Annotated in this window: 24 protein-coding genes and 2 pseudogenes; 16 read left to right on the top strand and 10 right to left on the bottom strand. The window is 71.2% G+C overall.

Going from position 1 to position 25,581, the window contains the following annotated elements; translation table 11 throughout:
* The 6 genes and pseudogenes from A7B18_RS14390 to ispH all read left to right on the top strand — a co-directional run.
* Nucleotides 1-126, top strand: a pseudogene (locus A7B18_RS14390) (IS701 family transposase); the annotation flags it as partial.
* Nucleotides 114-449, top strand: coding sequence for a hypothetical protein (locus tag A7B18_RS14385; RefSeq protein WP_102127390.1), 336 nt, complete (start codon nucleotides 114-116; stop codon nucleotides 447-449). The pseudogene A7B18_RS14390 and the gene A7B18_RS14385, both read left to right, overlap by 13 nt.
* Nucleotides 450-491: 42 nt before the next feature.
* Nucleotides 492-2,165 (top strand): glycerol-3-phosphate acyltransferase, encoded by a 1,674-nt coding sequence (locus A7B18_RS14380; RefSeq protein WP_102127389.1) that lies wholly within the window; start codon nucleotides 492-494, stop codon nucleotides 2,163-2,165.
* Between the two features lie 81 nt (nucleotides 2,166-2,246).
* Complete coding sequence (locus A7B18_RS14375; protein WP_102127388.1) at nucleotides 2,247-3,809, top strand: phospholipase D-like domain-containing protein; 1,563 nt, start codon at nucleotides 2,247-2,249, stop codon at nucleotides 3,807-3,809.
* Nucleotides 3,793-4,338 (top strand): mycothiol transferase, encoded by a 546-nt coding sequence (locus A7B18_RS14370; RefSeq protein ID WP_102127387.1) that lies wholly within the window; start codon nucleotides 3,793-3,795, stop codon nucleotides 4,336-4,338. The genes A7B18_RS14375 and A7B18_RS14370 overlap by 17 nt, the downstream gene beginning before the upstream one ends.
* A 292-nt stretch (nucleotides 4,339-4,630) precedes the next feature.
* Nucleotides 4,631-5,626 (top strand): 4-hydroxy-3-methylbut-2-enyl diphosphate reductase, encoded by a 996-nt coding sequence (gene ispH / locus A7B18_RS14365; RefSeq protein WP_102127386.1) that lies wholly within the window; start codon nucleotides 4,631-4,633, stop codon nucleotides 5,624-5,626.
* Between the two features lie 106 nt (nucleotides 5,627-5,732).
* Here ispH and A7B18_RS14360 read toward each other — a convergent pair whose 3' ends face one another.
* The 3 genes from A7B18_RS14360 to A7B18_RS14350 are packed head-to-tail and all read right to left on the bottom strand — an operon-like array spanning nucleotide 5,733 to nucleotide 7,604.
* Nucleotides 5,733-6,614, bottom strand: coding sequence for a hypothetical protein (locus A7B18_RS14360; protein ID WP_245872895.1), 882 nt, complete (start codon nucleotides 6,612-6,614; stop codon nucleotides 5,733-5,735).
* The gene (locus A7B18_RS14355) at nucleotides 6,611-7,150 is read right to left on the bottom strand and encodes a gamma carbonic anhydrase family protein (RefSeq protein ID WP_102127385.1); all 540 of its coding nucleotides are present in this window, start codon (nucleotides 7,148-7,150) and stop codon (nucleotides 6,611-6,613) included. The genes A7B18_RS14360 and A7B18_RS14355 overlap by 4 nt, the downstream gene beginning before the upstream one ends.
* A 28-nt stretch (nucleotides 7,151-7,178) precedes the next feature.
* Entirely contained in the window at nucleotides 7,179-7,604 is a 426-nt protein-coding gene (locus A7B18_RS14350; RefSeq protein ID WP_102127384.1) for an NUDIX hydrolase, read from the bottom strand.
* Between the two features lie 166 nt (nucleotides 7,605-7,770).
* Here A7B18_RS14350 and A7B18_RS14345 point away from each other — a divergent pair, with 166 nt between their 5' ends.
* The 3 genes from A7B18_RS14345 to A7B18_RS14335 all read left to right on the top strand — a co-directional run bounded on the left by A7B18_RS14345 (nucleotide 7,771) and on the right by A7B18_RS14335 (nucleotide 10,516).
* The gene (locus tag A7B18_RS14345) at nucleotides 7,771-8,046 is read left to right on the top strand and encodes a cold-shock protein (RefSeq protein ID WP_102127383.1); all 276 of its coding nucleotides are present in this window, start codon (nucleotides 7,771-7,773) and stop codon (nucleotides 8,044-8,046) included.
* Between the two features lie 177 nt (nucleotides 8,047-8,223).
* On the top strand, nucleotides 8,224-9,396 hold the full coding sequence (locus tag A7B18_RS14340; protein WP_102127382.1) for a YjgN family protein: 1,173 nt from the start codon (nucleotides 8,224-8,226) through the stop codon (nucleotides 9,394-9,396).
* A 16-nt stretch (nucleotides 9,397-9,412) separates the two neighbouring features.
* Nucleotides 9,413-10,516, top strand: coding sequence for a M48 family metallopeptidase (locus tag A7B18_RS14335; protein ID WP_102127381.1), 1,104 nt, complete (start codon nucleotides 9,413-9,415; stop codon nucleotides 10,514-10,516).
* Nucleotides 10,517-10,520: 4 nt separating this feature from the next.
* Here A7B18_RS14335 and A7B18_RS14330 read toward each other — a convergent pair.
* From A7B18_RS14330 to A7B18_RS14310, 5 genes and pseudogenes are all read right to left on the bottom strand, one after another.
* Nucleotides 10,521-11,077, bottom strand: a pseudogene (locus A7B18_RS14330) (endonuclease dU); the annotation flags it as partial.
* Between the two features lie 39 nt (nucleotides 11,078-11,116).
* A complete protein-coding gene (locus tag A7B18_RS14325) occupies nucleotides 11,117-12,307 on the bottom strand; it encodes a trans-sulfuration enzyme family protein (protein WP_102127379.1) in 1,191 nt (396 codons plus the stop codon).
* Nucleotides 12,308-12,328: 21 nt separating this feature from the next.
* On the bottom strand, nucleotides 12,329-12,778 hold the full coding sequence (locus tag A7B18_RS14320; protein WP_102127378.1) for a GNAT family N-acetyltransferase: 450 nt from the start codon (nucleotides 12,776-12,778) through the stop codon (nucleotides 12,329-12,331).
* A gap of 31 nt (nucleotides 12,779-12,809) precedes the next feature.
* Entirely contained in the window at nucleotides 12,810-13,616 is an 807-nt protein-coding gene (locus A7B18_RS14315; protein WP_102127377.1) for a nitroreductase family protein, read from the bottom strand.
* Nucleotides 13,617-13,729: 113 nt separating this feature from the next.
* Nucleotides 13,730-16,951 carry a heterodisulfide reductase-related iron-sulfur binding cluster gene (locus A7B18_RS14310; protein ID WP_102127376.1) on the bottom strand — a complete coding sequence of 1,074 codons (3,222 nt, stop codon included), beginning with the start codon at nucleotides 16,949-16,951 and terminating at the stop codon, nucleotides 13,730-13,732.
* Between the two features lie 188 nt (nucleotides 16,952-17,139).
* Here A7B18_RS14310 and A7B18_RS14305 point away from each other — a divergent pair, with 188 nt between their 5' ends.
* The gene (locus A7B18_RS14305; RefSeq protein WP_102127375.1) at nucleotides 17,140-17,943 is read left to right on the top strand and encodes a histidinol-phosphatase HisJ family protein; all 804 of its coding nucleotides are present in this window, start codon (nucleotides 17,140-17,142) and stop codon (nucleotides 17,941-17,943) included.
* An 81-nt stretch (nucleotides 17,944-18,024) separates the two neighbouring features.
* On the opposite strand, the gene A7B18_RS14300 is transcribed toward A7B18_RS14305, so the two are convergent.
* Nucleotides 18,025-19,152, bottom strand: coding sequence for a hypothetical protein (locus tag A7B18_RS14300; protein WP_102127374.1), 1,128 nt, complete (start codon nucleotides 19,150-19,152; stop codon nucleotides 18,025-18,027).
* Nucleotides 19,153-19,633: 481 nt separating this feature from the next.
* Here A7B18_RS14300 and A7B18_RS14295 point away from each other — a divergent pair, with 481 nt between their 5' ends.
* The 5 genes from A7B18_RS14295 to nudC are packed head-to-tail and all read left to right on the top strand — an operon-like array spanning nucleotide 19,634 to nucleotide 23,230.
* Nucleotides 19,634-20,722, top strand: coding sequence for an AAA family ATPase (locus tag A7B18_RS14295; protein WP_245872894.1), 1,089 nt, complete (start codon nucleotides 19,634-19,636; stop codon nucleotides 20,720-20,722).
* A 31-nt stretch (nucleotides 20,723-20,753) separates the two neighbouring features.
* Nucleotides 20,754-21,869: a vWA domain-containing protein gene (locus A7B18_RS14290; protein WP_102127373.1), complete on the top strand. Its 1,116-nt coding sequence runs from the start codon at nucleotides 20,754-20,756 to the stop codon at nucleotides 21,867-21,869.
* A 40-nt stretch (nucleotides 21,870-21,909) separates the two neighbouring features.
* Complete coding sequence (locus tag A7B18_RS14285) at nucleotides 21,910-22,188, top strand: hypothetical protein (RefSeq protein ID WP_102127372.1); 279 nt, start codon at nucleotides 21,910-21,912, stop codon at nucleotides 22,186-22,188.
* Nucleotides 22,167-22,382: a hypothetical protein gene (locus A7B18_RS21490; protein WP_146009547.1), complete on the top strand. Its 216-nt coding sequence runs from the start codon at nucleotides 22,167-22,169 to the stop codon at nucleotides 22,380-22,382. Before A7B18_RS14285 ends, A7B18_RS21490 begins: the two co-directional genes overlap by 22 nt.
* 41 nt (nucleotides 22,383-22,423) lie before the next feature.
* Entirely contained in the window at nucleotides 22,424-23,230 is an 807-nt protein-coding gene (nudC, locus tag A7B18_RS14280) for an NAD(+) diphosphatase (RefSeq protein WP_245872893.1), read from the top strand.
* A 10-nt stretch (nucleotides 23,231-23,240) separates the two neighbouring features.
* Here the strand turns inward: nudC and A7B18_RS14275 are convergent, their stop codons facing one another.
* Nucleotides 23,241-23,975, bottom strand: coding sequence for a metallophosphoesterase family protein (locus A7B18_RS14275; RefSeq protein WP_342747175.1), 735 nt, complete (start codon nucleotides 23,973-23,975; stop codon nucleotides 23,241-23,243).
* A 36-nt stretch (nucleotides 23,976-24,011) separates the two neighbouring features.
* Here A7B18_RS14275 and A7B18_RS14270 point away from each other — a divergent pair, with 36 nt between their 5' ends.
* Nucleotides 24,012-25,415, top strand: coding sequence for a hypothetical protein (locus tag A7B18_RS14270; RefSeq protein ID WP_102127369.1), 1,404 nt, complete (start codon nucleotides 24,012-24,014; stop codon nucleotides 25,413-25,415).
* The last annotated feature ends 166 nt before the right edge of the window (nucleotides 25,416-25,581 follow it).

Genomic DNA, 25,581 nt, shown 5'->3' with positions numbered 1-25,581 from the left:
GAAGTCGCCGCCCGGGTGGCCCTGCCCCTGCTGGTCATTCAACGACTCGCTGCACAGGTCTGTCGAGAGGAAGAATTCCTGCGCCAGCACGGGTATTCACTCACCTTATCCAGATGCAAGACCTAAGTTATATCGATGTGGATGAAACACTTGTCCGCAATTACGGCAAGACGCGTATCCCTATTCCAGCGGCCATCAAGCACGTCCGCTCGCTCTTCGAACAGGGCGCGGAGTTGTACTGCTGGAGTTCTGGTGGGGCAAGATACGCGCGCCAGAGTGCAGCCGAGTGCGGACTGGAAGACTGCTTTGCTGCCTTCCTACCAAAGCCTCAAGTCCTGCTGGACGATCAGCCCATCTCGACGTGGAGACGACTCGTGCAGATTCATCCCAACGGCTGCGACAACCAATCGGTCCAGGACTACCGGGCGGCCCTTCCCGGCTCCCGGTAGTGCGCGGACGGTCATGCGCCCGACCCCGCTAGAATGCCGCTCATGGCGTTTTTGTCGGTCCTGCTCCTCGTCCTGGCGTTTCTGGTGGGGAGCTTGCCGCTGGGCCACTGGCTGCTTTCCCGCATGGGCGTGGACCCGCGTGTGAACAACGCCTACAACCTCGGGGTGGAGAACGTGCTGCGCCGGGTGGGGCCGGGGCTGGCGGCGGCGAGCGCGGGGCTCGACTTCTCCAAGGGCTTCCTCGCGGTGCTGATGGCGTCCTCGCTGGGCTCGCGGGAGCTGTGCGTCCTCACCGCGCTCTCCGCGTACCTGGGGCACCTCAACCCGCCGCGCACCCTGTACGGTGGGGTGCCGCCGCGCGGGCGGGGCAACCTCGTCCTGTTCGGCGTGCTCGCTGGTCTCGCCGTGGCGGGCGGGGTGAATTTTTGGATCGCCGCGCTGCCCGTGGTCGTGTACGCCGCCGCCGTGGGGTACTGGGGCTACGCGAGCGCCGCGACCGTGCTCGGGCTGCTCGCCTTCGCCCTGCTGGTGGCGGTCTCGCCGCTGGGGATTCCGGCCAAGCTCGGCGCCCTCGGCCTCCTCGTGGCGGCGACGTGGCGATTCAAGGAGAACCTGGGGCGCATCCTCGACGGTACCGAGCCGCGCGTGGGCGAGGACGTGCCGGTCGCCGGGAAACGGGACGATCAGGTCGTCACCGCCTTCATGATCCACCCCATGACGCTGGAAAATTTCTGGGTCACGCGCCGCTTCTCGTGGATGAAGCCCCTCGTCGAGCGCGGCGTGATCAGCGAGGCGAGCGTGCGCCACATGGCCGCGAACCTGCGGCCCATGAAGATCGGCGAGCTTCACGGCATCAAGACGAACGAGGGCAAGGAGATTCGCTGTTATCTCCTGAGCAGCCCCCTCCTCCCCGACGTGTTCACCTCCGATCCCGACCTCGCCACCCGCCGCGCCATCGAGGGCGCCCGGCTCGCGCAGGAACTCGGGGCGGAGGTCTTCGGGCTCGGCGCGTTCTGGTCGGTGGTGGGCAACAAGGGGGTGGACGTGCAGGCCGCCGTCCCCGACCTCACGATCACGAACGGCGGCGCGTACACCAGCGGCACGATCAAGGCCGCCATCCCCGGCATCCTGCACCATTTCGCCGAGACGGGGCGGGACCTGAAGCAGGCCACGGCGGGCATCGTCGGCGCGAACGGGGTGGTCGCCTTCGGCATCGCGCGCACCATCGCCCCGCAGGTGGGCAAGCTCATCATGATCGGGCGGGACATGGAAAGGCTGGAGCGCAGTGCCGCCACCCTGCGCCGCGCCGTGAAGGACACCGAGATCGTCACGACGACGAGTTACGACACCCTGCGCGAGGCCGACCTGATCTTCAGCGCGACCTCGGACCCCAACCCGGTGATCTTCCCGCAGCACGTGGGGCCCGGCGCCTGGATTTTCGACGAGGGCCGCCCCGCCGACGTCCACGAGAGCGTGCTGGAGGTTCCCGGCGTGCGGGTGATTCCCGGCGGCGTGGTGCGCCCGCCCGGCGGCATGACGAGCAACATCGACCTGCAATTCGGGGAGGGCGCGGTCCCCGCCTGCCTCGCTGAGACCCTGATCATCGCGGCGACGGGCGAGCACCACCGCAAGAGCCTGGGGCCGCAGACCCTGACGGAGAACATCAACTTCTTCGTGCAACAGGCCGAGCGGTTGGGCTTTCAGGTCGTGGACTGAGGCAGGTCCCCCTCCTGTCCCAAGGGCCCGTCAGCAAACTTACCCTCGGCTCTCGGAGACGGACCCTATCCTGCCGGAGAGATGCCCGCCCGCTTCCGCCGTCCCCGACGCCAAAACCTCCGGCTCACCCTCGGCGCTCTGACGCTCGCCGGGTTCGGCCTGTCCGGTGGAGCGGGCGCGGTGGGCTCGGAGTTCCCGGTGGGGCTGGGCACCGTGTCTCCACCCTCACCGCTCGACACCTCCGCCCCGACCTGCCCCATTCCCACCGATCCCCTCGAACTCGCTCTCTGGCGGGTGACGACGGAGGGCGGGCGGGCGGATCACTCGTGCCGCAACGCCTTCGCGGGTTTTTTGCGGACGCCGCGCGCGCCACGGCAGCCCGACGCCTTCGACGTGACGGCGGAGCAGATTCGGCAGGCCCGCTCTGAAGTTCTCCTCGCCAGTATGGAGTGGCACGCGGGGGAGGGGCGCCCCGGCTGGACCTTCGCGCAGGCGGCCCGTGACCTGTACGGGCGGGTGCGGGCCAACCCCGCCGCCTATCCGCAGGGGATGACCGTGAAGGTGGCGCTGGGCGGCTTTCCCGACCTGAGCCGCGAGGACGGCGCCGCCTACGCGCTCGCCCTCGTGCGGGACCTGACGCGGCTGGGCGTGCCGCTGAACGACGCGCGGGTGGGGTGGCGGCTGGACGTGGCGAACTACCGCTACTTCCCGCACAGCCACGTCAAATTGCACGTGATCGACGGGCAGGACCTCACCGTTTCCGGGTACAACTTCACCGAGTGGCACCTGCCGGGCACCGAGCCGGGCGGGCGCGACCTCCACGACCTCGGATTACGGATGCGCGGCCCGGTCGCGCAAGACGGTGTGGCCGTATTCGACGACCTGTGGCGCAACTCGCGGCAGGTGCGTTGCCCGGAGAACGTGGCGGCGGACGAGGTGACGCGGCGGTGCACGGTGGGCGAGCCCGACGCCCCCACCCACCCGGACGCGGCCCGAACCCTCCAGACGGCGGGCGAGTCCCGCGCCTTCATGCTCTACCGCCGTCCCGGCTTCGACCAGGCCGACCGGGCGCAGGTGGCGCTGATCGGGGCGGCGCGGCAGAGCCTCGACCTGATGCAGGCGGAGTTCAGCCCCTCGCTGGGGTGCTGGTATGCCTACCTCCAGCCGCAGGACTGCCCGGTGGGCCGCTGGCCGGTGTACCTCGGCGCCGTCCTGCACGCGATGGAGCGGGGCGTCAAGGTCCGCGCGCTGATGGTGGACTACGGGATTGACCGCATCCCCAACCGCAGCGGGGTGGCCCTCCTGCGCCTGGAGGCCCGGCGGCGCGGCATCGAGGACCGCTTCGAGGCCCGCTCCGTCACCTTCGGGATGCACACGAAGGCGTACACGGTGGACGACCGTATGGTGCTGGCGGGGAGCATGAACTTCCACTTCTCGGCCTGGGGGTCCCTCGGCCTGAACGAGGCGATGCTCGCCACGACCGACGCGGGGGCGGTGGCCGAGCAGCGGGCGAGCTTCGAGGACGTGTGGACGAACCACAGCCGCGCCATTCCGCAGGAGTGGTGGATGCGCAACGTGGAGGCGGGGTCGGGCGAACCTCAGCCGCAGCCGCGGCCTACAGTGAGGCATGACCGCCACCCATGAGGACTGGCAAAGAGCCTGCGTGATCGAGCCCCCGCCCGGCTACACCCCGAACATCGGCGTTCTCGTCGCCATGCTGCACTATGCCCGCCTCACCACCTTGCAAGCGGTGACGGGCCTGAACGTGGAGGAACTGGACGCCATCCCGCCGGGCTTTTCCAACTCCATCGGGATGCTGCTCGCCCACATCGCGGCGGTGGACCGAATGTACCAGCGGCTGAGCTTCGAGAACCGGGACCTCGACGAGGGGGAGATGGTCCTCTACGGCGGGGCAATCAGCTTCGGGCAGGAGGGCGAGCGGGTGCAGGGCTTCCCGCTGGAGCATTACCTGAGCGAGTTGGAGGCCGCCCGCGAGGGCACCCTCGCCGAACTCGCGCGCCGCGACGACGCTTGGCTGGCCTCGCGCCTCGGGGTGCCCGGCTTCGACTACCCCAACCACCACTGGGCCTGGTTTCACGTCATGGAGGACGAGGTGAGCCACCGGGGGCAGATTCGGATTCTGCGCAAAGCGCTGGCGGGGCAGGCAGGATAAACCAGGAGTACCGCGAAGGTCGCCCAGCCTGGTCTGACCCCTCTGCTGCGCAGCTCTGCGAGTCCGGCCCTTCGGGCCACCTCCCCTTAAAGGGAGGCAAACGACGCGCTGCTCTGAAAGGCAACGCCCGTCCCTGGCTCCCCTTGAGGGGAGCTGTCAGCGAAGCTGACTGAGGGGTTGACCGCGCCGAGCACTTCCGGAACAACACTTTGCGCTTCCCCTGGAATAGAGCTTTCGCGGGACTTCGCGCACCGCCCCTACCCGTAAAATGAGCCCATGTCGGGGGCCTTTCATGGTTGAACGCATCCATCTCGCCAAGCCGCGCGGTTTTTGCGCCGGGGTGGTCATGGCGATTGGGGCGGTCGAGAAGGCCGCCCGGACGGAGGACAAACCCGTCACCGTCTACCACTCCATCGTCCACAACCACACGGTCGTCGCGCGGCTGGAGCAGGGGCACAACGTGCACTTCGTCGAGAGCCTGGACGACATCTCGGCGCTGCCCGCCGGGAGCGAGACGGTCGTCTTCAGCGCCCACGGCATCAGCCCGGCGGTGCGCGAGCGGGCGCGCACACTCGGCCTCGCCACCATCGACGCGACTTGCCCCCTCGTCACCAAGGTCCACACGGAGGCCAAGAAGTACGCCCGCGAGGGCTACACCATCCTCCTGATCGGCGACAGCGCCCGCCACCAGGAGGTCATCGGCACGCGCGGCGAGGCGCCCGAGCACACCATCATCGTCGGCGTCCTGGGCAAGAAGGGCGAGGGGCTGCACGACCCCTATACCGTCGAGATCCCTGATCCCGAGCGCGTGGTGGTTCTGACCCAGACCACCCTCAGCGTGGACGACACGCGGCGGACCGTGGACATCCTCAAGGCCCGTTTCCCGGCGTTGGTCGTGCCGCCCAGCGAGGACCTGTGTTACGCGACGAAGAACCGCCAGGACGCGGTGAAGGCCATCGCGCCGCAGGTGGACGCCTTCCTCGTGCTGACGAGCACGCACTCCAGCAACGGGATGCGGCTGCTGGAACTCGCCCGCGAGACCTGCGGACGGGCCGAGCGGCTGGAGACGGAGGCCGACCTCGCGGGGGTGGACCTGACGGGCGTGAAGGCCCTCGGCATCACGAGCGCGGCGAGCACCCCGGACGACCTCGTGCAGAACGTGGTCGCGCACTTCCGCCGCCTCAACCCGGACCTCGTGGTGATTGAGGAGGGCGAGTGGGAGAACATCGAGTTCCGCGAGCCGAAGAAGATTCTGCCGACGCAGGAGCTGCCGCGCACGTTGCGGTGAGAACGGGTGGCTTGTGGAAAAGACAGGTCGGAGACAGGATCTACGTCTCCGACCTCCTTTCTCCCTACAAGCGACAGGCCACGGGCGACAAGCTCCCCGCCTCCCCCTACCCCGCCTGGATGTACCCCGTCTTCACGAACTCCTGAATCAGGGGCTCCAGATCGTGCAGCGCGGCGTCGGCGCGCAGGGCGTGTTCGGCGGGCGAGAGGCCCTCACGCGGCGCCCGCGGGAGGGCGAGCCCCGCCGTGCCGTGCCGTGCGCGGAAGGTGAGGTACACGTCGGTGATGGGGTTCACGGCGTCCCTCCCCCGCAGGGTGAGGTCGTACTGGCGGTGCGCCCACCCGGCGAGGCTGCGCGGCAGGATCAGGGTCTGTGGGCGCAGCGGCGCGGGAAAGGCCCCCTCGTAGGGCAGGGTGGCGGGCATGGTGGCGACGATCTGACCGCGGGCGTAGAAGATCGCGCCCGTGGGCCGGGCGTGCAGGCCCGTGAAGTCTTCCGTGAGGTTGAACTTCCAGGCCCGCGAGCCCACGCCGCTCAGGACGTGCGCGAGAGTGGGCGCCAGGGCGTAGGCGCTCAGGGCGGCCCCCTGCTCGTAGAGGTGCAGCAGGTCGCCGAGGGCCTGCTCGCCCGTGGCCCCCGAGGCGGCGGCGGTCACCGTCCGGCCCTCGAAGAGCAGGACGTAGGCGTTCTGCTCCCCGAGGGAGGCGTGCAGGTACCCGCACCACGCCCCGTCGTGCAGGGCCTTGAGGAAGGCGTGCAGGTCGCAAAAGCGGTTGCTCAGGCCCAGGTGCGTCGGGGGCACCTGGGGCAGGAAGCGGGCCAGGAAGGGCTCGGCGCCCGGGAACATGGGGCGGAGTTCGGGGACGAGTTCGTCCAGTTCCTCGGACGGGTCCTCGGCGGGCTCACCCGGGGGCAGGGAGGAAGGCAGGTGGACCTGACGGCGGCGGCCCTGGCGGTCGGGCTGACGGGGTTCCTCGGGCGGGGTCACCGTGCGACCTCCACGGCCCCGTCCCCGTCCACAGGCACCGGAGCGAGGCCCTGCCGGTACCGGGCGCCGTTGTGCACGTACCGCGCGGCGTTTTCCGTCGCCTCCACCGGGCGGACCACCCGGGCGGGCACCCCCACGGCGAGCATCCCGCCCGGGACGTGCTCACCCTCGCGCAGGAGCGCCCCCGCCGCGAGCACGGCCCCCGCCCCGAGGCTGGAGCCGTTGAGCATCACCGCGCCCATGCCCACCAGGCTGCCCGGCGCGCAGCGGGCCCCGTGAACGACCGCGCGGTGGCCGACCGTCACGTCCGAGTCGAGCACGCAGGGGTAGCCCGCGTCGGTGTGGAGCACGGCCCCGTCCTGCACGTTGCAGCGCGGGCCGATCACGATGGGTTCGATGTCGCCCCGGGCCACGGCACCGAACCACACGCTGGCCTCCTCCCCCACCGTCACGGTGCCGATCAGGTCGGCGCTGGGAGCGAGGAACGCGGTGGGGTGAAGCTGGGGGACGGCGCCGTCGAGGGCGTAGAGCGGCATGGGGCCTCCGGGAAGGGATCGTGGGGGGTTACGTCCGTCCCACCGGGGGAACGGACGCCAGGGCGGCGCGCAAAAGCTCGCGGTCTTCGGGGTAGGTCAGCCGGGCCGCCGCCTCGTCCGGGGGGAAAAACCCCCCTTCCGTGAAGGTGGCCTCCAGGGTAGGCGGGGTGCCCTGGGCCGCGCGCATGGCGAACCAGTGGATCACCCGCGCCTCGCCCCGGTCGTTCGTGTACCGCGTCTCGGGGAGGGGACCCAGGGGGCTCGCCGTGACGCCGGTCTCCTCGCGCACCTCGCGCACGGCGGTCTGCGCGAGCGTCTCGCCCGGCTCGACGTGACCTTTGGGAAAGGCCCAGGCGCCGCTGCGGTAGCGCACGAGGAGCACCCGGCCCCCTGTATCCAGCACGATGCCGCCCGCGCCAGGGGTGGCGCCGGACGGGGAGGACCGTGAAGGCATGGGCGGAGTATACGTGACCCCCCCCACCATCATCACCAGGCAGACCTGTTCACGTGGAGGCATCTATCGTGCGATACTCCACTTGTCTCCAGTCCGACCCCATCCAGAGGTACCGGCTCAGAGGGCGGGTTGCCGGGTCCGCGACGTGTGAGATGCAAGGAGAGTTATGGCTCAAGGTCGAGTGAAGTGGTTCAACGTCGAAAAAGGGTACGGGTTTATCGAGCATCCCGGCAACCCGGACGTGTTCGTGCACTACAGCGCCATCCAGAGCGGCGGATTCCGCAAGCTGAACGAGGGCGACGAGGTGGAATTCGAGGTCGAGGCGGGCCAGGGCAACAAGGGCCCGCAGGCCAAGAACGTCGTCGTGACGAACGCCGCGCCCGCCCCGATGGGGGGCAGCAACATGGGCGGCGGCAACCGGGGTGGCGGCAGCCGCTGGTAATTCCAGGCCAATTTCCAGGGGGTGAGCGCCGCGCCGCGTTCGCCCCTTTCGTTTGGGGAGAGGCCCCCTGATCACGGGACCGGGGCCGACCCGGCGGGGACCACCCCCCTCCCCCACCACCCGACGTGTGGCGGCAGATGCGGTCCGCCCGCTCGGCCCCGGCTTTAGGATGCGTTCATGACCGAGCGGCCCGACCTGACCTCTTCCTCCCCCGTCCCGCCCGGTCCCCCCACCCGGGAGGTGCCGCGGGTGGTGGCCGAGGTCGCGCACCTGCCCACCGCCCCTACGGCGGCGACCCACCCGCTGAGCTTTACCGGGCAATCGGGCGAGTATTTCCGCATCTGGATCGTGAACCTGGCGCTGACCGTCGTGACGCTGGGGCTGTACCTCCCCTGGGCGCGGGTGCGGCAGCGGCAGTATTTTTACGGGCACACCTGGCTGGACGGGCAGAACTTCGAGTACACGGCCAGCCCCCTCGCCCTGCTGCGCGGCTACCTGATCGTGGGGGCCTTTTTCCTGACCTACACCCTCGCCACCAACCTGCAATTCCAGGGTTGGGAGATCGTCGCCGGGGTGATCGGCGTGCTCTTCGTCGCGCTGTACCCGTGGCTGGTGATGAAGTCGCTGCGCTTCCTCGCGGTGAGCACCACGCACCGGGGGCTGCGCTTCCGGCACCACGGGCGGGCGGGGGGCGCGTACACGGCCTACGGGCTGGCGAACGTCGCGGCGGTGCTCTCGGGCGGGCTGGCCCTGCCGTGGGCGTGGTTCATGCAGCGGCGCTATCAGGTGGAAAACGCGGCGTACGGCAGCGCGCGGGCGACCTTCCGGGGGGACGTGGGCGACTTCTACGTGATCGGGCTGACGGGGCTGGCGGTCGCCATCGGGGGCGGGCTGCTGCTCGCCGTGCCGGTGATCGCGCTGCTGGTCGGCCTGGGGATTCTGGGCGACTTCGACGTGGTTGGAGGCCTGCCTGGACCGGGCATCATCGCGGGCATCGTTATCCTCTACGCGGGGCTGCTGGCCCTCTACGGGGTCGCGTGGCAGTACGTCCGCGCCGCCACCCTCCGGTACGTCCTCAACCGGGTGGAGGTCGGGGGCGTGGTCCGGACGCAGGCCACCTTCAGCCCGTGGCGGCTGGTGTGGATCGGGGTGTCGAACACGGTCGCGCAGGTGCTCACCCTGGGGCTCGCCACGCCCTGGGCCGCCGTCCGCCGCACCCGCTACGTGATGTCGGGGGTGCAGGTGCGGGCGATCCAGAGCCTCGACGCCTTCTGCGCCGATTTCACGCCCGAGGAGAACGCGCTCGGCGAGGCGGCCACCGAACTGCTCGACATCAACCTGGGCTTCTGAGCCCGCGAGGGACACCGTGACCGATCCCGCCCCCCCCACCCTCACCCTCTCCGGCGTGTACTTCGACGGGCGCACGAGCCGCGACCGGGCCGCCACGCTGGAGGTGAGCGGGGGCACGCTCGTGCTGCGCGCCGAGGGGGGGCTGGAGACCCGCTGGGAGATCACGCAACTCGGCATCGACCCGCCCATCCCCGGCATCCGCCGCGTGCTCAAGTTCCCGGGCGGCGCACGCTTCGAGACGGCGGACGACGCGGGGGTAAGCGCCCTGGAGGCCCGGCTGGGCCGCAACCGGGGACTGGGGCGGGTGCGGAGATTGGAGTCGCGCTGGGGCACGGCGCTCGGGGCGGTGGCCCTGATGGTCCTCTTCGCGTGGGGCTTCGTGGCGTTCGGTCTGCCCGCGCTGGCCCGCACGGCGGCCACGGCCACGCCGGACACGGTGCTCGCCACCTTCGACCGCGAGACCGTCGAGCTGCTGGAGGGGCAGGGCTACGTGGGTCCCAGCCGCCTGAGCGCGGCGCGGCAGGCCCAGCTCCAGCGGGTGTTTCGCCGGGTGACTGCCCGGGTGGGGGGCGACTACCCTTACCGCCTGCTGCTGCGGGATGGGGCACCCCAGGACGCGCCCTTCGAGCTGGGGGCGAACGCCTTCGCGCTGCCGGGGGGCACGGTCTTCATGACCGACCAGCTCGTGCGGCTCGCGCGCGACGACCGGGAGCTGGCGGGCGTGCTCGCGCACGAGGCCGGGCACGTGACGCACCGCCACGGCCTCGCCGGGGTGTACCAGGGCCTCGGGCTGAGCCTGCTCACGGTGGCGGTGACGGGCGACCTGATCAGCGCGGGCACCTTCGCCGCCGCCGTGCCCGCCGCGCTGCTGCGAAGCGGCTACTCACGGGCCGCCGAAACCGAGTCCGACGAGGTGGCGGCCCGCTTCCTGCTGCGCGAGTACGGCACCACCAAACCGCTGCGCGACCTCCTCGCCCGGCTGGAGACGCAGGACCGGAACGCCGACGAGACCGACGTGGAGGCGGGCAGCCGCGTCGAGGACCTTCTCCAGACCCACCCCGGCACGGCCCAGCGCATCCGGCACCTGCGCGAGCTGGAGGAGCGGGCGAAGGCCCGCTGAACTGCACCCTCCCTCCCCGGCTGCTGCCCCGTGTCACCCCCCGGCGATCAGGTGGGCGGCGCGCAGCGGTTCGGGAACGCGACCGGTGACCGTCAGCGTGGCAAGGGCGGTCTCGGCTTGCGAGAGGGTCAACCCCACCCGCTGCACGAAGACGCCCCGGCAGGGCTCCACCTCGCCCAGCGCCTCGATCAGACGCCATTTGCGCGCCCCGCCCGGCACGCGGGTCAGGAGAGCCGTGCGGATGCGTTCCAGGTTCGGGGGCCGCCGCGCCACGATCAGCACGGGCAGCCCGGTGCTCCGGCTCAGGGTGGGAGCATCCACCACGTTGAAGCCCGCCAGCGCCACCCCCTGAAGGAGGATCAGGTGCAGGTGCTCCGCCGCCCCGCTCGCCTCCACCAGCCGGGCGAGTTCGGGCGTGCTGTTGCGACCGTCCCGCCGCACCCGCCCGCTGACCACGCCGTGCAGGGTGTGTCGCGCGAACACGGTGCCGAAGACCCGCACATCTCCCCGGTGCTCGCGGGGGAAGGGGGCGTCGTCGAAGCCGATGGCGTGAGAGAACATGCGGAAGGCAGAGGGTGGATGGCAGAAGGTTTTTGGCCTTCAGCCCCCACTTTGCTCCAAAGCTCCCTCGATGTCCCCCAGCAGGTCGCCGATGTCCTCGATCCCGACCGAGAGACGCAGCAGGTTGGGGGTGATGCCCAGGCGGCGGCGCTCGCCCTCGGGCAGGGCGCGGTGGGAGGTGCCCCAGGGCCACGAAAGGGTCGTCACCACGTCGGCGAGGCTGGGGGCGAGGGGGATGCGGCCCGAGAGCGCACGGACGAAAGCGGGGGCGTCCTCGATGTCGGCGCTGAGCATCCCGCCGAAGCCCTGAGGGTACAACTCCTGCGCCCGCACGAACTGGGGGTGGCTGGAGAGGCCGGGGTGGTACACCGCCCGCACCCGGGGATGGTTCGCCAGCACGTCCGCCACCGCCTGCGCGTTGCCCGAGTGCGCCCGCATCCTGAGCCCGAGGGTCTTGAGGCCCTGGAGGGTCATCCAGGCGTCGAAGGCACTGATGGTGCCCCCCAGCCGCAGGAGGCGGGTCCGGGCGGAGGCGATCAGGTCCCCCCGCCCGCAGGCCACGCCCCCGAAGGCGGTCGAGTGGCCGCTGAGGTACTTGCTGACGGAGTGGGTCACGAGGTCGGCGCCGTGCAGGGCCGGGCGGAACACGGCGGGGCTGGCGAAGGTGTTGTCCACGCTCAGCAGGGCGCCCCGGTCGTGGGCGAGGCGGGCGAGCGCGGGCACGTCGGGCACGGTCATCAGGGGGTTGGTCAGGCTCTCGGCGTGCAGCACCCGCGTCTCGGGGCGAAAGGCGGCCTCCACGGCGGCGAGGTCGCAGCCGTCCACGAAGGTGACCGTGATGCCCAGCCGGGGAAACTCCTCGGCGAGCAGGGCGTAGGTGACCCCGTACACCCGGGCGTCCGCGACGACGTGATCCCCGGCCCCCAGCACCCCCAGCAGCGCGGCGCTGATCGCGGCCATGCCGCTCGCCGCCACGAGTGCCCCCTCGGTCCCTTCCAGGCTCGCCAGCGCCCGCTCCAGCGTCGCGGCGTTCGGCGTGCCATTGCGGTAGTAGAAGCTGCTGGGCTCCTCGCCGCTCATCGCGCGTTCCAGGGCGCCCAGGTCGGGGTAGGCGTAGACGGTGGACTGGTAGATGGGCTCGACGAGCGGGGTGCTGAGGTTGGGCCGCGCCTCCTCCCCCGCGCGGGCGGCGAGGGTGGTCAGGTCGTAGTCGGAGCGGGCGTCAGGCATGGGGGGAGGATAGACGCAAAATCAGAGGGTGAGGTTGTAGGTGTAGAAGTCCTCGTCCCTCCGCCAGCCCTGGGCCTCGTAAAGAGTTTGGGCGCTCACGTTGTTGGTGGCCGTCGAGAGGGTCAGCCGCACGGCGCCCGTCTCCAGGCCGTGTTGTCTCGCCCGTTCTAGAAGCGCCCGCCCCACACCCCGCTTCCGTCCCTGCGGCGCGACGAAGAGGTCGTTGAGAATCCACAGCCTCCGCATCCCCACCGACGTGAACGACGGGTAGAGCTGCGTGAAGCCGAGTGGCGCCCCACCGTCCAGCGCGAGGAAGATCACGGACTCGCCACGGTCGAGCCGTTCGGCGAGGAAGGCCCGCGCGCCCTCCGGGTCGCTCGCCTGCCCATAAAACTGGCGGTAGCCGTCGAACAGGGGAACGAGAGCATCGAGGTGGGAGGCGTCGGCGCGGACGACGGTGAGGAGGGTCACACGGGGACTCTACCCTGCCGCTCCGAACCGTTTACTCCTCCTCGCGGCGTTGCCGGTCTCCCGCCCGGAGCCCCTGCCGCCCGAGGGCCGCCACCAGCCCCAGCTCGCGCTCCTCCATGCTGCCCCCCTGACCGAAGTAGGCGCGCAGCAGCCGGGCCCAGTCGCCAGGCTGACCCTGCCTGGCCGCGATGGGGTTCATGACCTCGGTGGCCCCCCGCAGCTCCCCCTCGTCCGCGTCGCGGTAGGCGTCCTCGTGGACGACGAGTTCTCGCGGCAGGCGGGGGCGGTAGGGGGTAGGCTCGTCGCTCACGCCGATGGTGAGCGCCGCGTAGGGCAAGACGCCCTCCGGCAGACGCAACTCCTCGATCAGGGCCTCCAGGTTGTTCATCACCCCGCCGATCCAGCAGCCCTGGTAGCCCAGCATCTCTGCGGCGAGGAGCATGTTCTGCCCGGCGAGCGCGGCGTCCCCGATCCCGAAATGCACGGCGATGGCGGGCCACTCGCCCGGCACGTGCCCGGCGGCCTCCAGCACGCGGCGGGTGCGGCGCACGTCGAGGCAGACCACGAAGCTCTCGGACGCCTGGGCGATGTGGGCGTTGGTGGTGAGGGCCGCGACCCGCTCGCGCACCCCGGCGTCTTTCAGGCGGATGAAGGAGTAGAGCTGCGCGGTCGCGTCCGTCGGAGCCCGCTGGGCCGCGTGCAGGATGGCGCCCAGGTGATCCGGCGGCATCGCCACGGGCTTGTAGTGACGAACCGTGCGGTGGGCATCGAAAAAAGCGCGGACCTGCTCGGCGGTCTGGTGGCGGGTCGGGGGGTCATGGGGTGGGGCGACGGTCATGGGGCCGAGGATAGTCCGTCAGCAGGGGCGAACCGTGGGCGGGGTGGCGCTGGGTGAACGCAAAGCGAAGGCGCCGCCCCCGGGGGAAGCGGCACCTCGCCTGCACCTGGAGCCTATTCCCTCTTCTTCGGCACCCACTTCTTGCGTCCGCCTGAGCCCGTCTCGTCCGTCACGGGCTCGACCGTGGCCGGCTCGGGCTGGGGAGCCGCTTCGGCGACGGGCTGCGCGGGTACGCTGGCCTCCGCCTTCACCCTGGGTTGCCATTTCGGACGCTCGCCGGAGGGGGCGACGAAGGCGGGCTGGGCGACGGGGGCCGGGGGCACGGCCTCCACCGGGGCGTCGGAAGCCTCGGCGGGCGCAGCGCTCGCGGCGGCCTTGGGCGCCCATTTCTTGCGCTCGCCGGGCTGGGGGGCCGGGGTCTGGGAAGCTGGGGTGGCCTCGGCGACGGGGGCTGAGGCTTCGGGTTGGGGCTGGACCGAGACTTCTGGCGCAGCCTGCGCGGAGGCACCCTTCGGACTCCACTTCTTCCGCTCTCCCTGCGAGGGCGTAACCTCCGGGGCAGGTGCGGCGGCCACGGGTGTGGTCTCAGACGGTGTTTCGCCCGCCTGTACCTCCGGCTGGGCTGCCTTCGGCTTCCAGGCTTTGCGGGCCGGGGCAGCCTCGGTCGTGCTCTGGGGCTCGGTCTGGACTTCCGGGGTGACCGGGGCGGCGCTCACATCGTCGGGGGCAGCCCTGGGCTTCCACGCCTTCCGGGCAGGCACACCGTCCGCAGGTGCCTCGCTGGCCGCTGGCGGCTGGGTGCTGGCCGCCTCCGCCACGGGCGCGGCGCTCACGTCGTCCCCACCACCTTTCGGCTTCCAGGCCTTGCGCGCGGGCACACTGCCCTCGGCCCCCGTCTCGCTGGCGACTGGCGGCTGACTGGTGGCGACTGCCCCCACGTCGTCTCCCCCACCCTTGGGTTTCCAGGCCTTGCGCGGCGACGAATCCGCCGAGCTGGAGGTGACCGGGCTGGGCACCGTGGCCTGCGGCTCGGGCTGGGTGTGGGCGTTGCCCAGGGGACTGCCGGGCTGGGCGTTGATCACCTCGGCGCTCGTCTGGCCCAGGATGTCCGGGTCGGCGCCCGCTCCCGGGGTCTCGCCGCTGTGGGCCACGGGTTGCGCCGTGATGGGTACGGTGGGGATGGGGGAGTCCTCCAGCGTGCTCTCGGGCGCCTCGGTCGGCGCCATCCACTCCCCGGTCGCGCGCTGCACGCTCTCCAGCATCAGTTCGGCCACATCCCGCACCACGATGTCGTCGCGCCCCGCCTTCTCGGGCGTCGAGTTGAGCATCGACTTGCAGAAGGGACAGCCCACCGCCACGACCTTGCCGGTCTGCTCATGCTCGCGGACGGCCTGCGTCGCTCCGTCCAATCGGGCCTGAATCTCGCGGAAGCGGTTGTCGCTCATGCGCTCGCGGCCCTCTTCCTCCTCCTTCCAGAACTGGGCGCCGCCCGCCCCGCAGCAGAAGGAGTTGTCGCGGGCGCGTTCGAGTTCCAGCACCTCGCCCGCCATCCGCGTGATGAGGGTGCGCGGCGCGTCGTACACGCCGTTGTGGCGCCCCAGGTAGCAGGGGTCGTGGTAGGTGACGGACTCGCCGAGCTGGGCGAGGGGGAGCTTGCCTGCCGTGACGAGGTTTTCCAGGTACTGCGTGTGGTGGATGACCTGGTAGTCGCCGCCGAGCTGCTTGTACTCGTGCCCGATGGCGTTCATGCAGTGGGGGCAGGTGGAGACGATGAGTTTGGGGCGCACCGTGTTCAGCGTCTCGACATTCTCCTGCGCGAGGCTTTGGAACAGGAACTCGTTGCCCGAGCGGCGGGCCGAGTCGCCCGTGCACGCCTCCTTCTTGCCGAGCACCGCGTAACTCACCCCCGCCTTGTCGAGGAGCTGCACGAAGGAGCGGGCCACCTTCTGCGCGCCGGGGTCGTAGCTCGCGGCGCAGCCGACCCAGTACAGCACGTCGGGCTCTGGGTTCTCGTCAATCGTCGGAACCCTCAGCCCCTCGGCCCACTCCATGCGCTTGTCGCGGGCGATGCCCCAGGGGTTGCTCGCGCGCTCCATGCCGCGAAAAGCGGTCTGGAGCTGCGGCGGGAACTCGCCCGCGACCATGACCTGATGGCGGCGGATGTCGATGATGTCGAGCATCTGCTCGTCCTGCACCGGGCAGACCTGCATACACGCCCCGCAGGTCGTGCAGGCCCACACCGACTCCTCGTTGATGGCGAATTCGAGCAGGGGGTGGGCGGTGGGGGCGCCGGACTCGAAGGGGGCGGGCTTCAAGGCGAAGGGGCTGGGGTGCGCCGCGATCACGTTCAGCTCCATGCGCTTGTTGATCTCCAGCGCCGCCGGGCTGAGCGCCTTGCCGGTCGCGTTCGCCGGGCACACGTCCTGGCAGCGGTTGCACTGGATACAGGCGTAGGCGTCGAGCAACCGGGGCCACTCTAGGTCTTCGAGCTTCTGGACACCGAGCTTGGGCTCCTCGGCCTCCATCGCCTCCTCCAGCCCCTTCATCGGCGGGATCACGCCAGTCGGCACGGGCCGCTTGACCGTGTACTTGAGCGGCGCCGCGAAGATGTGAATGTGCTTGGAGAAGGGGAAGTAGGCGAGGAAGGCGAGGACCGAGCCGAGCGCGCCCCAGTACCCGAAGACGCGCCAGCCTTGCAAGGCCTGTTCGCTCAGCCCGCCGAAGAGCGTGTTCCCGACGAAGGTCGAGAACGGCTGGAAGGCGTCGCCTCCCTCCTGCGCCATCTTGGCCCCCTGCCCGAGCACGCGGCTGCCGACGTGGAAGAAGATGAACGCGGAGACGATCAGCGAGTCGCGCAGGATGAAGTTGCGCTTGAGAGAGGGATGCAGCAGCGTCTTCTCAGTGAACTTGAAGTCCCGCTTCGAGGGCGTGAACAGCCGCCGGATCACCAGGGCGACGACACCGAACAGCACCAGGAAGCTCAGCACGTCGGCGAGCAGGTTGTACGCCGCGCCGAGGAAGGTGTCCGAGTGGATGTTGAAGTGGACGTACCCCTCCAGCCCGTCCACGATGTTGACGAGCAGGTAGTAGGTGAAACCGTAGAAGATGAAGGCGTGGAAGAAGCTCACCCACGGGCGGCGGCGGAAGGTGCGCTCCTGGGTCAGCGTGGTCCGCAGGGCGTAGCCGAGACGCCCCGGCAGGTTGTCCCAGCGGGGCTCGGTGGCGGGCACGCCGCGGCGAATCCGCAGGGACAGGCGGTAAAAGCCCCACAGGCCGAAGGCCCCCGCGATCAGGGCGAAGACGAAGAACAGGATTTTGTGTTCGAGCGGCAGCAAAGCAGGTCTCCTCGGGCAGGGGTGGGGCAAAAACTTTGAACCCTAAATTTGAACTGAGTCAAAGTATAGCGGGCAGGGGGGCCCGAACCGGGTGGGGAAGCCCGATCAGCATACGCGGGGGCGCCCGGTGGCGAACGTGGGGAAAGGCGGAAGAAAGCCGCTACCCTGAGCGGACCTCAGGAGGGGCCATGCTCGCCGACTACCACACCCACCACCACCGCTGCGGCCACGCGGGCGGCCACCTCGCGGACTACGTGCAGGCGGCGATTCGCGCGGGCCTCGCCGAGATCGGCCTGAGCGACCACAGCCCGATCTACCACCTAGGCGACGATCCGCACCCGCGCCCCGGCACCGCCATGTCGCGCCACGAGTTCCCCACCTACGTGCGCGAGATGCACGAGGTTCGGGACCGCTTTGCCGGACAGATCGCCGTGCGCCTGGGCGTGGAGAGCGACTACGTGCTGGGCTGGGACGACCACTACCGCACCCTGTGGCGGCAGTACCCCCTCGACTACGTGATCGGCAGCGTGCACTGGCTGGGCGGGTGGAGTATCTTCTCGCCCGAGCTGCCCGCAGGCCGCACGGCGGAGGACGTGTACGAGGACTACCTCCTGACCACCCAGGCCGCCGCCCGCAGCGGGGCGTACGACATCCTCGGGCACCTCGACTGCCTCAAGACGCGCGGGCACATCCCCGACCTCGGCATCACGCCCCGGCTGGAGGAGACGGTGCGGGTGATCGCGGAAAGCGGGGTCGCCATCGAACTCAACACGAGCGGGTGGCGCAAGGGGCTCGGCGAGCCCTACCCGCGCGAAGAATTGCTGGCGGTGTGCCGCCACCACGGCGTGCCCGTCACCCTCGGCTCGGACGCGCACAGCCCCGGGCACGTCGCGGCGGGCTTTCCCGAGGCGGTGGCATTGCTGGAGCGGGTCGGGTATACCTCCGTCGCCCGCTTCGAGGGCCGGAGGAGGTTCGAGGTGCCGCTGCGGTGACCACTTCAGTCTGCCCGTGAGAGAAAAAGACAGGGACCGACCGCCAGAGGCAGTGGGTCCCTTTGCGCCGCCGTTCGGGTCTTACGCGGGCGTCAGGAGGACGGTGGTGAAGCCGAGCACCTGCCGGACCTCCACCCGGATGCGCTGACCGTTCCGCTCGAAGTACGAGACCTGGGCACCGATGCCCGTCGCGTCGGTCGGGGTGCTGCCCGTGCCCGCCGCTCCGGTCGTGGTGGTCGCGTCCGTGGTGCCCGCCGTCCCGGTGGTGGCCGAATTCTCCGCCGTTCCCGTGGTGGAGGCGGAAGTTCCGGTCGTTCCCGCGGTTCCGGCAGCCGTGTCCGTCGTCCCCGTCGTGCCGCTGGCGGTGTCGGTGGTCCCCGCCGCCGAAGTCCCGGTGGTCCCGGTCGTTCCCGCCGAGGAGGCTCCGGTGGCCGTGCCGGTCGCCCCGGTGGTCGTCCCCGCCGTCGAGGTGTCCGTCGTGCCTGTGGCGGCGCCGGTCGTCGAGGAATCGGTGGTCCCTGCCGTCCCGGTCGTTCCAGCACTCCCGGAGGTGTCCGTGGTCCCCGTCGTGGCTAAGGTGCCGGTCGCTGCCGTGCCTGTCGTGCCCGTAGCGTCCGCGCTTCCCGTCGTCCCCGTGGTCGAGGTGCCGGTCGCTGCCGTGTCCGTACTTCCTGCGCTTCCCGTCGTTCCGGTGGCCGAGGTGTCCGTGGTGCCGGTCGTTCCCGTGGTGGTCCCCGCCGCTGTGGTGCCCGTCGTTCCGGTCGTGGCCGAAGAATCCGTCGTCCCCGTGGTCGCCGTCGTTCCTGCGGTGCCTGCCGCCGTATCCGTCGTCCCCGCCGTGCCGCTGGCCGCCGTGTCGGTCGTCGCCTCAGCCGCCGAGGGCGTGGTCGGGGCGGCGATGGCGGTGAAGCCCGCCGTCACGAGCGCCTGGCCGTACCTCTCCAGCGCGTCGGGAATGGTGCCGCTGTAGACGACACCGACCCCCGTGGCCGTCTTGACGCTACGCAGCGGCGTGGCGCCCGTCAGGTACGGCAGGGTCAGCTCGCCCGAGGGCAGGGTCAGCGTGGTCTGCGCGGGCAGCGCCTCAGTGCTCGTGGCGGGCGCGGAGGTGGGGGCCGCGGGCGTGGTGTTCGTCTGGGCCAGCGCCGTACCGAGACTCAACAGCAGGGCACCCGTCAACAGGGTGCGTCGCGGAAAGGTGGGGATCATAGGGCCTCCTCGTCAGCAGGGCACGCTGAGGTTTGTGGCGTCGCGGCGCCGAGCGTCTGCTGGGAGTCAGCCTAGGAGCCTGGGGTGTGAGCGATTTCACCCTTCGTCCGGGTTCCTCTTGGCCCGGACTTGATCCCTCACTCACATTCTCGTCAACCGCCCGGCTCGTCGGTACAGTCCACACCCGGGGGTCAACGGGTGGAAACACCACGTCAGCCGACACGAAGCCGCTGCTATTCCCGTTTGAGGGCGCTCGCCCCAGTACGCCTGGTCTAGCAGGAGTTGCGAGGCACCCCCTGACACGGGAGGCCGGGAGGGCGGGCCCGGACTGGGCAGCAGGCTGAGACGGCCATCCGTTCATGAAGCCCGGCCACTCCCGGATCGCGTAGGCCGGGAACCCTGAGTCCCTGTTCATCCAGCTCCTTTCACGCTGCCCGACCCGGCGGCCCGCCACCCCACCTCCGCGCGCTACCCTCTCCCCGTGAGCCTCACTCCCACCGAACTGCAAGCGTACCTCTCGGCCCTCGCCAACGGCGGGCTCAAGCTCTCCACGATGATCTGGGGACCGCCCGGCGTGGGCAAGAGCAGCGTGGTCGCGCAGGTGGCAGATCGGCACGGCCTGGAGTTCGTGGACGTGCGGCTCTCGCAGCTCGCCCCCACCGACCTGCGCGGCCTGCCCGTGCCCGAGCCAGGCGGACAGGGGGGAGGCGTCAGCCGGTGGTACCCGCCCGAATTCCTGCCCCGGTCGGGCCGCGGCATCCTCTTTCTGGACGAGGTGAACATGGCGCCGCCCACGATGCAGGGGATGGCCCAGCAGCTCATCCTCGACCGCCGGGTGGGGAGCTACGAGCTGCCGGAAGGCTGGTTCGTGTGGGCCGCCGGGAACCGCAAGGAAGACCGCGCCAGCGTGTTCGACATGCCCGCGCCCCTCGCCAACCGGTTTTTGCACCTCACCGTGCGGCCCGACTTCGACTCGTGGCGGGCGTACGCGCTGGGCCGCGGCCTGCACGAACATGTCATCGCCTTTCTCACCTTCCGCCCCGAACTGCTGCACCGCCTCGACCCCGCGCAGCCCGCGTGGCCCAGCCCGCGCGCCTGGGAGATGGCCTCGCAGCTTCACCGCGCCCGCCTCGACTTGTCCCCCGCCGTGGGGGAGGCCGCCGGGGCCGAGTTCGCCGCCTTCGTGCGCCTGTACGAGCAACTGCCCGACCTCGGCCTGGTGCTGCGCGGCCAGGGGGGGGGCCTGAGGCTGCCCGACGAGCCCAGCGTCCGCTACGCCGCCGTCGTGGGGCTCGCCGCCCGCGCTGCGGATGCCGACGAGGCGTACCACGCCTTCCAGTGGCTCTCGGAGAGCGCCGGGCCCGAGTGGCTGCAACTCTACGTCGCCACGCTGGTGAGCAAGTTCCAGGCCATCGGGCAACTCGGCGAGCTGGCCGGGCTCCTCGGACGCGACGAGCGGCTGGCGGCGCTGGTGCAGGGAACGCTGGCGCTGGCGGAAGGAGGAGACGGTCAGTGGTCAGTGGGGAGTGGTTGGTGGGTCGTGGTTTGGCTCTCTCCCACTTCCCACTGACCACGAGCCACTTCCCGCGCCGGGGGCGCGCATGACCCCCCCCGACTTCGGACGCTTGATCTCCGGCTCGCGCCTGCGCCTGCGCGGCAAGTCGGCCTTTTTCGCCACCCTGCTGCTGCACGCGGAGTTTGTGCCCTCGAAGGAGGTCGTGGCGGCGGGCACCGACGGCGAGCGGGTGTACGTCAATCCCGAGGTCGCGGCCAGCCTGCCCCCCGACGTGCTCGACGGGTTGCTGCTCCACGAGGTGCTGCACGCGGCGCTCTCGCACGTGGAGCGGCGCGGGCCGCGCGAGAAGAAACGCTGGAACCGGGCCGCCGACACCATCGTGAACGGGATGGTGGCCGCCGCCGGGCTGCCGACCCCGCCCCAGGCCGCGCGCGACGAGCACCTGGAAAAGCTCAGCGTGGAGGAGGTGTACTCCGCCCTGGAGGGGCAGGAGGCGAACGAGGGCGAGGAGGACCAGGACGACCTGCTCGACGGCCCGCCCTCCGACGCGCCGCCGAAGGGGAGCAAGTCGGGCCAGAACGCCGCGCGGCAGTGGCGGCAGGCCGTGGCCCAGGCCCGCAGCGTGGACGCGATGACGGGCGGGAAGGGAGACGATCCCCTCGGCGCCCACCGCGAACTCGCCCGGCTGGCCCCGTCCCGGCTCGACTGGCGGGCGCAACTGTGGCGCTTCCTGGCGCGGACTCCGGTGGACTTCGGGGGCTTCGACCGCCGCTTCGTGGGGCGCGGGCTGTACCTGGAGGCGCTGGACGACGAGTCGCTGACCGCCCTCGTCGCCGTGGACACCTCGGGCAGCGTGGACGATCAGGCCGTCAGAGCCCTCGTCGCGGAGGTGCAGGGGGTCCTGGGCGCCTACCCGCACGTCAAGGCGATCCTCTACTACGCGGACACGGAGGCGTACGGTCCCTTCGAGCTGCGCCCCGGCGACGCGATCCCGCAGCCGCAGGGGGGCGGGGGAACGGACTTCCGGCCCATCTTTGCGCTCAGCGAGACGCACGAGCCCGACGTGCTCGTCTACCTGACGGACGGGTACGGGGACTTTCCCGAACAGCCCCCCAAGATGCCGACCCTCTGGGTGGTGCCGCCGGGTGGATTGGAGGACGAGGGCTTTCCCTTCGGGGATGTGCTGCGGCTGGAGGAGTGAGGGTCACGGACAGGTCAGCGGGCGGGACCAGACTGGGGGAATGCGCCCGCTTCTCCTCCTGCTGCTGACCTCGGACGCCGTGGCCTCCCCCCTCCCGGTGCGGGCCGACTGGATGCGTGACGCCGGGGTGAGCGCCGTGCGGTTTTACGGGCCGTTCGGCGACGGCAACCTGATCGGCGGGGTGGACGGGCAGGGACGGCTGCGGGTGGCGCTGGAACGGCAGCAGCGCACGGGGTCTGGTCCGTCGCCTGGGACACGACCATCCCCGGAGACGCACGGGAGGCCCGGCTCGTCCCGATGGTCGGATACGGTCCGGTAGACGTGCTGTGGCGGAGTTGCACCGGGCGGCGGTGCGCCGTGGTCGGCCTGAACGCCCACACGGGCCGCCTCCTGTGGCGCGCGCCTGGTGAGGTGGACGGCGGGCGGAACGAGGTGATCCTCGTGCGGGACGGCGGGCGGCGGGTCCGGGTCAACACCTGGACACGGGAGGGGACCGGGGCACCACGCCCCTGAGGCCACGGTGGAGATGCCCGCCCCGGCCTATCCTGGTCCGCATGATCCGCCCCGCCTCCTTCGTGCCGTCCGTGCGGGTGGCTCCCTCCGAGGGCACGCCGCTCTTCGTCTTCCGGGAAGGCCGCCTCCTGCTGCGGGAGGACGGCACGCTGCCCCAGGGCCGCGCCGAGGACTTCCCCGTGGACCTCGTGAACCCGCTGGGCCTCCTGGACGGCGTGCCCGTCTTCGGCGCGCGGCTGTTGGGCGAGGTGCCGCCGGGCCACGCGCTCCGGCCCCTGCGTGGCGTATACGGCGTGCTCTCCGAGGAGCTGTTCGGCCTCGCCGGGTACGCGGCACAGATCGTGGAGTGGGACCGAACCCACCGCTTCTGCGGGGCCTGTGCCACGCCGACCGTCCGCTCCGAGCGCGAGACGTCGAAGGTCTGCCCGAACTGCGGTCTGAGCGCCTACCCGCGCGTCGCCCCGGTGGTGATGGTGCTCATTACCCGCGGGGAGGGAGAGGGCCGGGAGCTGCTGCTCGCGCGCGGCCCCCTCTTCGCGCCGGGCATGTACTCGGCGCTCGCAGGCTTCGTGGAGCCGTCCGAGACGCTGGAACACGCCTGCCACCGCGAGGTGCGCGAGGAGGTCGGGGTCGAGATCACCGGGCTGCGTTACCGCTTCAGCCAGCCCTGGCCCTTCCCGCACTCGCTGATGATCGCCTTCACCGCCGAGTACGCGGGCGGCGACCTCACCCTCCAGCCCGACGAGATCGAGGACGCGGGGTGGTATTCGGTGGGCAACCTCCCCACCCTGCCGCCGCCCTTCAGCATCGCGCGCAGGCTGATCGAGACGGTGGCGCGGGAGGAGTAGGAGCCGGGAGTCAGCCCGGGAGTCCAGTCCGGAGTTGCCGCGCCTCCTGGTCCCCGTTCGGCGCGTGAGCCTCGGCCCAGCGGGCGGCGGCCTCCGCGTCGTACGCGGTGCGGCGGAAGGTGACGTTCCAGAAGCCCGCACGGCGTTCGAGCAGCACCCAGCGGGCCGCCGGGTCTCCGTGCCCCTGCCGTGACACGGAGCCTGCGTTGACGAAGGTCACTCCCCGGCGCGTAGCAACCTGTTCCTTGTGGGTGTGACCGACGACCACCACCCGTGCGGCAGGCCAAGCGGCCACCCGCTCCAGCATCTCGACTGGCAGGGCAGGGCGCACGGCGTCGCCCTCCTCGACCAGGAAAAGCGCGTCCCACGGGCTCGTCGGGCTGCCGTGCGCCAGAAGCACCTCCCCGTCCGCCACGGTCGCGGTCACGGGCAGCGCGGCGAGTTCGGGCGGCACCCCGCCCAGCTCGCGTTCCAGAAACTCGCGGCCCACCCTCGTCTCAGCGTCTAGCTCGGCAGGATCGGCCAGCAGAAACTCATCCGTATTCCCCCGCACGGTGGGAGGCGCCTCCCGCATCTGGAGGGCCCAGGCCCCTGCCGGGTCGGCCCCGCCCCACACCGTGTCGCCCAGATTGCCCATCAGGTCCGGGGTCAGGCTGGCGATGTCGGCCAGCACGGCCTCCAGCGCGAAACGGTTGCCGTGCACGTCACTCAGGATCGCCACCCGCATAGGCGTCCATCCTGACACGTTCCAGCCTCCTTCCCCTCTGCCATATTGGACCCCATGACCTTCTCCGAACTCGATCCCCGGACCCTGACCGCGCTGGGGCCACTCGGGGCGCTGGAGGCGGCAGGCGCCCCACGGGCGACGGCGGACACCCTCTCGGGCCTGAGCGCCCACCCCGACGCGCGGGTGCGGGCCCGGGTGGCGGCACATCCCAACACCCCCGTCGAGGTGCTGGGCCTGCTCGCCGCCGCCTTCCCGCGCGAGGTGCTGGGCAACCCCGGCCTGCCGCTGATGCGCCTCGCCCGCCCAAATCTGCTCGGGGCCTTCCCGGCGGAGGGCGTGACCGCGCTGCTCGCCCTCCCGGAGGCGCCCGGCTGGGTCCTCGACGGCGCCGCCCGGCACGAGGACTTCGGGGTGCGGACGGCGCTCGCGGTACGAGCAGACCTCAGCCCCGCGCGGGTGGAAGCGCTCGCCCAGGACGCCGGGTGGCAGGTGCGTGAGGCGGTGGCGAGGCGGGCGCACCTGCCCGAAGTCCTCGTCCGGCAACTCGCCTCGGACGACGACTACGACGTGCGCAAGTCGGTGGCGGCGCGGACGGACCTCCCCGGTGACGTGCTGCGGACCCTCGTCGGAGACGGGCACGGCATCGTGCGGGCCAGCGTGGCGCGGCGGCTCGACCTGCCCCTCGACTGCATGTTGACCCTGGCGACGGACGACGACACCGACGTGCTCGCCACGCTCTCAAGGCGGGTGGACCTGCCCCGGAACGTGCGCGAGTGGCTGGCCGGGAACGAGAACCCCCTCGTCCGCGCGGCGGCCCTCCAGGCGTGGCGGGTGCCCGCCGAGTGGCTGACCCGCGCCGAGCACGACGCCGACCCCGAGGTGCGCGCCGCCCTCGCCCGCCGCCCCGACGCGGGCCCCGAGGGGCTGACCCGCCTCGCCGCCGACGAGTCCGAGACGGTGCGCCGCGCCGTGCTGGAGCGCAACGACCTGCCCGAGGAGGCGGTCCTCGCCCTGGCCCGCGCGCCCGAGCAGGACATCCGGCTGCATGTGGCGAGCGCCGAGGAGCTGGCGCCCAGCGTGCTCGACCTGCTGCTAACGGACCCCGACTCCGCCGTCCGCACCATCCTCGCCGTCAGGCCCGACCTCGGCCCGGAACGCCTCGCCCGCCTCGCCGCCGACCCCGACCCCGAGGTGCGCCGCGCCGTCGCCTACGCGCAGACGCCGGGAGACGAGGTGCTGGGCCGCCTCGCCGCCGACCCCAACGCCGGGGTGCGCCGCGCCTCTGCCCGCCACCCTCTCCTCCCCCCTGCCCTGTTCCCCACGCTGGCCGCCGACTCGGACGACGGGGTGCGGTTGAGCGTGGCGGGGAGGGACGACCTGCCGGAGGAGGTGCGCGAGCGGTTGCGCGGGGATTCCGACGAGAGCGTGCGGGCGGAGGCGGAACACGGGGACTCCTGAGAGGGACGCTGACGCTTGCCGCCCCCTCGCAGCCTCTGCAAGCAGCTCTGCGAGTCTCGCGGCGCGAGCTGTACCAGTCCCCACCAGGGGGAGGGACAGGTCACGGGAGAGGGTGTGACGGTGAGGTGGTCACACGCCCCCTCACCCCAACCCTCTCCCGCAAGGG

Origin of the sequence: Deinococcus planocerae, assembly GCF_002869765.1 — a bacterium.
GTDB lineage: Bacteria > Deinococcota > Deinococci > Deinococcales > Deinococcaceae > Deinococcus > Deinococcus planocerae.
Note: the sequence above shows the minus strand (reverse complement) of the source record. Positions and strands in the feature narration are given on the sequence as shown.